This window comes from Streptomyces sp. PA03-1a, assembly GCF_033792805.1.
Taxonomy (GTDB): domain Bacteria; phylum Actinomycetota; class Actinomycetes; order Streptomycetales; family Streptomycetaceae; genus Actinacidiphila.
The window spans coordinates 1-6,508 of sequence record NZ_JARAVO010000360.1 but is presented as its reverse complement, the minus strand read 5'-3'; the positions used below and the strand labels follow the sequence as shown (position 1 = coordinate 6,508).

The window sequence follows — 6,508 nt, the reverse complement described above, 5'->3', positions numbered from 1 at the left end:
GTGCCGGGGGTGGGGAGCAGCATGAAGCGGCCGTGGAAGTGGCCGTTGTGGAAGACGCGGAGCTCGACCTCCTGTTCCGGCAGTCCCAGCGTGTCCGCGTCCCAGGGGCGGCGGCCCCGCACCACGGTGCCGTCCTGCTCGATCCGCGGCGGGTGCCCGACGAGGGTGCCGTACTCGAAACGGCAGCCGCGCAGGTGGAGCAGGCTGACCAGCTGGTCGCGGACGTGCTCGACCACGACGTGCGGGGAGACCGCGGACTGGGCCAGCCGTGCGGTCTCGTGGATGCGCGCGAGGTGGTCGGCCTCGGTGATCGCGATCACCGCGAGCCGCCTGGTGCGGGCGGCGAGCTGGGAGACGGCCAGGCCCACGGCGAGCAGCAGGACCGCCGTCGCCACGTCGCCCGGCCCGCTGATGGTGAACCGCTCGTAGGGCGGGGCGAAGAAGAAGTCGAACCAGGCCGCCGCGGACAGCGCGGCGAGCGCCCCGGCGCGACGGCTGCCGAGGACGGCGACCGCCACGACGGCGACCACCAGCACCAGGGCCACGAGCGTGTTCGACACCTGGGTGCGGAAGGGGACGAGCACCAGGCACACCAGCGGCGGCAGGAGGAGCGCGGCGGGCAGGGCGAGCCGCGTCGGGTGGGGGAACGGGAAGGAAGGGCGCGTCATGGTCATCGCCTCCGTCGAGGGGGCCTGCCGGGCCCCCGTGGTCACCGCAGTGGCGTGGCGGCGTGCAGCGGCAGCCGCCAGGCGTTGCGGCGGTGCACGTCGTCGAGGACCTCGTGGAGCGGGGAGCGGGGTACGGCGAGCACCGGGCAGGCCGCGTGGACCAGGCAGTGCCGGGCCACCGAGGGGCTCAGCAGGCGGCGCAGCCGGCCGCGGCGTCCGGCGCCGACGACCAGCAGGTCGTCCGGGCGGTCCGCGACGTGGGTCAGCGCCCATCCCGCGGGCCCGCGCACGAGGAGCGCGCGCATGGGGAGGTCCGCCGGGAGGCCGCCGAAGGCGGACTCGACGGCGCCGACCAGCTGCTGCCGGGCCCGGTCCTGCCATTCCCGCAGCATCGGCGGGCAGGGGGAGCGCCGGTAGGCGAACTCCCCGCCCGGCGGTTCCCAGGCGAGCACGGTGACCAGCACCGCGCCCGTGCGGCGTGCCTCGGCGGCGGCCCGGTGCAGCGCCGTGAGGCTGCCGAGGGAGCCGCTCACCCCCACGACCACGCGGTGGTTTCCGGCGTCATCCATGCCTTCCATGGAAGACCCGGGCGGGGTGCCGCGGGGGCTTCTTGTCGTCCTCTTGTCGCCGGGCGGCGCACCCCTGACGCCGCCCTGACCCCGCCGGTCCCGACCCGCCGGTCCCGACCCGTCGGCCCTGACCCGCCGGGGTTCAGGCCGGATAGGCGTGCGCCTGGGCCGCCTTGACGGTGGCCCACACCTCGGCGCCGGGGTGCAGTCCGAGTTCGGCGGTGGCCACCGTGGTGAGGTCGGCGGCGAGCGGGAGTTCGCCCCGGACGTCGACGCGGATCTGGTCGCCGTGCGACTCCAGGCCCGCGACCCGGCCGTGCCACAGGTTCCGGGCGCTGGAGCCGGTGGGGCGGTCCCGGTGGAGGGTGACGGCGCCGGGCGGGAAGGCCACGAAGGCCGGGCCGGAGAGTTCCTCGGTGGTGGTGATGGCCGGTCCGCCGTCGATCCGTACGGTGTGCCCCTCGGCGCGGCCCCGGTAGAGGTTGAGGCCGACGAGGTGCGCGATGTAGTCGGTGCGCGGGCGGCGGGCGATCTCGGCGGGGGTGCCCTCCTGGACGGAGCCGCCGTGCTCGATGACCACCAGCCGGTCGGCCAGCACCATGGCGTCCAGCGGGTCGTGCGTGACCAGGACGGCCACCGCCTCGAAGTCGGCCAGGTGGCGGCGGAGCTGGGAGCGGACGTCCAGGCGGGTGCGGGCGTCGAGCGCGGCCAGCGGCTCGTCCAGGAGCAGCAGGCGGGGCCGGGTGGCCAGCGCCCGGGCGAGGGCGACGCGCTGCGCCTGGCCGCCGGAGAGCCGGCGGGGCCGGGCGGCGGCGTGCTCGGCCAGGCCCATCCGCTCCAGCCACGCGGCGGCCTCGGCGCGGGCCCGCGCCTTGGGCACGCCGTGGCAGCGCGGGCCGAAGGCGACGTTGTCCAGCGCGGACAGGTGCGGGAAGAGCAGGTAGTCCTGGAAGACCACGCCGACCGGGCGGGTCTCGGGGGGCGTGCCGTCCAGGGCGGCGCCGTCCAGCCGCAGGTGGCCGGCGGTGAGCGGGGTCAGCCCGGCCAGGGCCCGCAGCGCGGTGGTCTTGCCCGCGCCGTTGGGCCCGAGCAGGGCGAGCACCTCGCCGGGGGCGGCGGTGAGCGTCACGTCGAGGCGGAAGGCGCCGCGGTCGACGACCAGCCGGGCGTCCAGGCCCTCGGGGGCCGGGCTGCCGGAGGTCGCGGGTGCTTTGTCCAGGGAGGTCATGGCGTGGTCATCCAGCGGTCGCGCAGCCCGGCCAGGACGGCGATCGAGACGGCGAGCAGCACCAGGCTGAGCGCGATGGCGGCGGCCGGGTCGCTCTGCAGGGCGAGGTAGACGGCGAGCGGCATCGTCTGCGTACGGCCGGGGAAGTTGCCCGCGAAGGTGATGGTGGCGCCGAACTCGCCGAGCGCCCGTGCCCAGGCCAGGACGGCCCCGGCGGCGATGCCCGGGGCGATCAGCGGCAGCGTCACCCGGCGGAAGGCGGTGAAGCGGGAGGCGCCGAGGGTGGTGGCGGCCTCCTCGTAGCGCGGGTCGGCGGCCCGCAGGGTGCCCTCGACGCTGATGACCAGGAACGGCATCGCGACGAAGGCCTCCGCGACGACGACGCCCGCCGTGGTGAAGGGCAGCGTCACCCCGAACCACTGGTCCAGCCACCGCCCGGCGATGCCGTTGCGGCCCAGCGCCAGCAGCAGCGCGACACCGCCGACGACGGGCGGCAGCACCAGGGGCAGCGTCACCAGGGCGCGCAGCAGCCCGCGCCCGGGGAACTCGGTGCGGGCCAGCAGCCAGGCCAGGGGCACGCCCAGCACGAGGGTCAGCGCGGTGGCGAGGGTGGCGCAGATCAGGGAGAGCCGAAGCGCCTGCCACACCCCGGGACTGGTGAGCTGCGCGGGCAGTTCGCTCCACGGGGTGCGGACCAGCAGTCCGGCGAGCGGCAGCACCAGGAAGACGAGACCGAGCAGGGCCGGCAGCAGCAGCGGCAGGGGCACCGGGGAACGGTGACCCTGCCGGCGGCCGGCGCGGCGCGGCCGGGACTCCAGGAGTTCGGGCGCGCCGCCGCTGTGGTCGGTCATGGGTTGAGGAAGCCCGCCTCGCTCAGCACCTTCGCGCCCTGTTCGGACCGGACGAAGGCGATGAAGGCCTCGGCGGCCCCGGCGTTGGGCGCGTCCTTGAGCAGGACGATCGGGTAGTCGTTGACGGCACCGGCGGACTCGGGGAACTCCACGCCCTCCACCTTGCCGGCGGCGGCCTTCACATCGGTCCTGTAGACCACGGAGGCGTCGACCTCCTTGAGCTCCACCTTCGTCAGGGCGCTCTTGACGTCCTGCTCGTAGGAGACCGGGGTGAGCTTCAGGCCGGCGCCGTCCAGCGCCTTCTGCGCCGCGGCGCCGCAGGGCACCTCCTTGGCGCACAGGGCGACCTTGATCCCGGAGTTGGTGAGGTCCTTGAGGGACGTGACGTCCTCGGGGTTGCCCGGGACGACGGCGATCTCCAGCTGGTTGCGCACGAAGGTCGCGGGCTCGCCGGCCGCGTCGTTGGCGTCGGTGACGATCTCCATGGTCGTGGGGGAGGCGGCGGCGAAGACGTCGGCGGGGGCACCGGAGGTGATGCTGGCGGCGAGCGCGTCGCTGCCGCCGAAGTTGAAGGAGACCTTGGTGCCGGGGTGGGCCGCCTCGAACTCCGTGCCCAGTTCGGTGAAGCTCTCCTTGAGGGAGGCGGCGGCGAAGACGGTGACCGTGCCCTTCAGGTCGCCCGCGGAGGAGGTGCCCGCCGAGGGCGAGGACGACGCGGAGGCGCCGGCGGAGTCGTCCGAGGAGGAACAGGCGCTCAGGGCCAGCAGCACCGCGGTGCCTCCGACGGCCAGCTGAAGGGTCCGGCGGTGCGTGAGACGGGTCATCACAGGGCTGCTCCTCCGAGTCTCTACGGTCTCTCGACGACCACGTTGGTCGACTTGATGACGGCGACCGCCGGGACGCCGGGCTCGAGCTCCAGCTCCTCGGCCGACTCCCGGCTGATCATGGACACCACGCGGAACGGGCCGGCCTGGATCTCCACCTGGGCGGAGACGTCGCCGAGGATCACCTCGGTGACGATGCCCGCGAAGCGGTTGCGGGCCGAGGAGCCGGTGTGCTCGCGTTCGGTGCGGTTGAACTCCCGGGCGAAGGCGGCCAGATCGGGACCCTCGATGATGCGCCGGCCCTGCTCGTCGCGCTCCGCCCGCAGCCGCCCGCCGTCGACCCAGCGCCTGAGGGTGTCGGCGCTCACGCCCATGACTGCGGCCGCCTCGCCGATCCGGTAGGTGTGCATGACTCGATCATAGTGACGCAGATGCGAGCGGGAAGCCCATTGTCGGATTGCATCAGCCGGATCACGGCGCGTGGAGGGTCGCATGTGCGTTTCCGCGACCGCCGTGCGTGGGTACGGTGATCGGGGGAGGTGGAAGCCCGTGACCGTGTCCGTTCCCGCGCCGCCGCCGGGGCTCGCCGGCTTCAGCCTGAGCGGCGACCTGGCCCGCCCCGCGCCGCTCACGGTGCCCGACCTGCGCGCCTGGCCCCAGCACACGGCCCGGGTGAGCTTCGAGTGCCGCACCAGCGGTGTGCAGCACCACCGTTTCGAGGGCCCGTTGCTCCACGAGGTGCTGTGCTCGGCCGGTCCCGGCTTCGACCCCGGCCGCCGCAAGGACCGGTTGCGCTTCCTCATCGCCGTGACCGGGGCGGACGGTCACCACGCGTTGCTGTCCTGGGCCGAGATCGACCCGGACTTCGGGCACGCCCCCGTGCTGCTGGCCACCCGCATCGACGGCACCCCGCTGGACGCCTGCGGCCCGCAACTGGCTGCCCCAGGACCGCTGCGGGGCCCGGCACATCACCGCCATCCGGGTGGACGGGGGCTACGGCGGCGGGCCGGCGGCGGGGGGCGACCAGGGCGTCTGAGCGGGCACTACGATCGGCGGAATGCGATCCTCCCCCGCCGGCCTGGTCCGTGAGTTCCACACCGCCTTCGGCCTCGACGTCCGCCCCCGTCCGACCGAGATCACGCCCGAGCACGCGGCGCACCGTCAGGACCTGCTCGCCGAGGAGGTGGCCGAGGTCGCCGAGGCCTCCGGGACCGGTCCCCTGGACCACCTCGCGCACGAACTGGCCGACGTGGTCTACGTCGCGTACGGCACCGCGCTGGTGCACGGCATCGACCTGGACGAGGTCATCGCGGAGATCCACCGCGCCAACATGAGCAAGCTGGGCCCCGACGGCCGGCCCACCCTGCGGGCCGACGGCAAGGTCCTCAAGGGCGAGCACTACCGGGCGCCCGACGTCGCAGCGGTGCTGCGCGCCCAGGGCTGGACGCCCGCCGGGGAGTAACGCGGCAGCGCGGCGTGTGCAACCGTGAGCCATGCTGCTTCGCCAACTGGAGTACCTGGTGGCGCTCGCCAGGGAACGGCACTTCGCCCGCGCCGCCGACGCCTGCTTCGTCTCGCCGCCTCGCTGTCGGCCGGCATCCGCAAGCTGGAACGCGAGCTGGACGTGCCGATCGTGCGGCGGGGCCGGCGCTTCGAGGGGCTGACCCCGGAGGGCGAACGGGTACTGCTGTGGGCGCACCGCATCCTGGCGGAACGGGACGCGCCGCGGCAGGAACTCGCCGAGATGCGCGGCGGGCCGGCCGGCGCGCCGCGGCTCGGCGCGATACCCACGGCGCTGACCGCCGCGTCCCTGCTGACGACGCCGTTCTGCGAGCGGCACCCGGGGGTGCGGGTCAGCCTGGAGTCGCTGTCCTCACGGGAGATCAGCGACCGGCTCGCGGAGTTCGAGCTCGACGCGGCGATGACGTACCTGGACGACGACGCCTGCGCCACGTGCGCCGCTTCCCGCTCTCCGAGGAGCGCTACCTGCTGCTCGGCCCCGCGGACGCGCCGCCGGCCGGGCTGCCGGTGGCGCGTTGGGCGCAGGCGGCCGCGCTGCCGCTGTGCCTGCTGTCGTCGCGGATGCGCAACCGCCGGATCATGGACGAGTGCTTCGCCGCGGACGGGGTCACCGCGTCACCGGCCGTCGAGACCGACTCGGTCTCAGGGCTGTACGCGCACCTGGCGGGCTCGGGCGGGCGTTGGTCGAGCGTCATCTCGCACGCCTGGCTGCACATGTTCGGGGTGCCCGCGGGGATGCGCGTGGTGCCGCTGGAGGGGCCCGCGCACGGTCCCCGGGCGGGGCTGGTGATCGCGGACCGGCGGCCCGGCCGGGGACCGTGCGCGGGCCCCTCCAGCGGCACCACGC

The 6,508-nt window shown here is 74.9% G+C and carries 9 protein-coding genes and 2 pseudogenes; 5 read left to right on the top strand and 6 right to left on the bottom strand.

The annotated features are described in order from the left end of the window. The 6 genes from PV341_RS42840 to PV341_RS42815 form a co-directional block, all read right to left on the bottom strand. A partial coding sequence (locus PV341_RS42840; RefSeq protein WP_500360697.1) for a DUF4118 domain-containing protein occupies positions 1-668 on the bottom strand: 668 nt, incomplete at its 3' end. Between the two features lie 41 nt (positions 669-709). Then, the gene (locus PV341_RS42835; RefSeq protein WP_500322429.1) at positions 710-1,246 is read right to left on the bottom strand and encodes a universal stress protein; all 537 of its coding nucleotides are present in this window, start codon (positions 1,244-1,246) and stop codon (positions 710-712) included. 133 nt (positions 1,247-1,379) lie between these two features. Next, complete coding sequence (locus PV341_RS42830) at positions 1,380-2,465, bottom strand: ABC transporter ATP-binding protein (RefSeq protein ID WP_500322431.1); 1,086 nt, start codon at positions 2,463-2,465, stop codon at positions 1,380-1,382. Then, on the bottom strand, positions 2,462-3,316 hold the full coding sequence (gene modB, locus PV341_RS42825; protein ID WP_500322432.1) for a molybdate ABC transporter permease subunit: 855 nt from the start codon (positions 3,314-3,316) through the stop codon (positions 2,462-2,464). The genes PV341_RS42830 and modB overlap by 4 nt, the downstream gene beginning before the upstream one ends. Next, positions 3,313-4,140: a molybdate ABC transporter substrate-binding protein gene (modA, locus tag PV341_RS42820; RefSeq protein ID WP_500360695.1), complete on the bottom strand. Its 828-nt coding sequence runs from the start codon at positions 4,138-4,140 to the stop codon at positions 3,313-3,315. Before modA ends, modB begins: the two co-directional genes overlap by 4 nt. A 23-nt stretch (positions 4,141-4,163) precedes the next feature. Continuing rightward, positions 4,164-4,550 (bottom strand): TOBE domain-containing protein, encoded by a 387-nt coding sequence (locus PV341_RS42815; protein ID WP_500322436.1) that lies wholly within the window; start codon positions 4,548-4,550, stop codon positions 4,164-4,166. A gap of 82 nt (positions 4,551-4,632) precedes the next feature. Here PV341_RS42815 and PV341_RS42810 point away from each other — a divergent pair. From PV341_RS42810 to PV341_RS42790, 5 genes and pseudogenes are all read left to right on the top strand, one after another. Continuing rightward, positions 4,633-5,176 (top strand): annotated as a pseudogene (locus PV341_RS42810) (molybdopterin-dependent oxidoreductase). A gap of 21 nt (positions 5,177-5,197) precedes the next feature. Further along, the gene (locus PV341_RS42805; RefSeq protein WP_500322439.1) at positions 5,198-5,602 is read left to right on the top strand and encodes a pyrophosphohydrolase domain-containing protein; all 405 of its coding nucleotides are present in this window, start codon (positions 5,198-5,200) and stop codon (positions 5,600-5,602) included. Between the two features lie 31 nt (positions 5,603-5,633). Next, positions 5,634-5,804 (top strand): LysR family transcriptional regulator, encoded by a 171-nt coding sequence (locus PV341_RS42800; RefSeq protein WP_500322440.1) that lies wholly within the window; start codon positions 5,634-5,636, stop codon positions 5,802-5,804. Positions 5,805-5,884: 80 nt separating this feature from the next. Further along, positions 5,885-6,016 (top strand): annotated as a pseudogene (locus tag PV341_RS42795) (LysR family transcriptional regulator); the annotation flags it as partial. A gap of 77 nt (positions 6,017-6,093) precedes the next feature. After that, a partial coding sequence (locus tag PV341_RS42790; protein WP_500360693.1) for a LysR family transcriptional regulator substrate-binding protein occupies positions 6,094-6,508 on the top strand: 415 nt, incomplete at its 3' end.

Bases quoted from the DNA above. Each gene is read 5' to 3' on its own strand.
- PV341_RS42835 (WP_500322429.1), bottom strand. From the start codon at position 1,246: ATGGAAGGCATGGATGACGCCGGAAACCACCGCGTGGTCGTGGGGGTG.
- PV341_RS42830 (WP_500322431.1), bottom strand. From the start codon at position 2,465: ATGACCTCCCTGGACAAAGCACCCGCGACCTCCGGCAGCCCGGCCCCC.
- modB (WP_500322432.1), bottom strand. From the start codon at position 3,316: ATGACCGACCACAGCGGCGGCGCGCCCGAACTCCTGGAGTCCCGGCCG.
- modA (WP_500360695.1), bottom strand. From the start codon at position 4,140: ATGACCCGTCTCACGCACCGCCGGACCCTTCAGCTGGCCGTCGGAGGC.
- PV341_RS42815 (WP_500322436.1), bottom strand. From the start codon at position 4,550: ATGCACACCTACCGGATCGGCGAGGCGGCCGCAGTCATGGGCGTGAGC.
- PV341_RS42805 (WP_500322439.1), top strand. From the start codon at position 5,198: ATGCGATCCTCCCCCGCCGGCCTGGTCCGTGAGTTCCACACCGCCTTC.
- PV341_RS42800 (WP_500322440.1), top strand. From the start codon at position 5,634: ATGCTGCTTCGCCAACTGGAGTACCTGGTGGCGCTCGCCAGGGAACGG.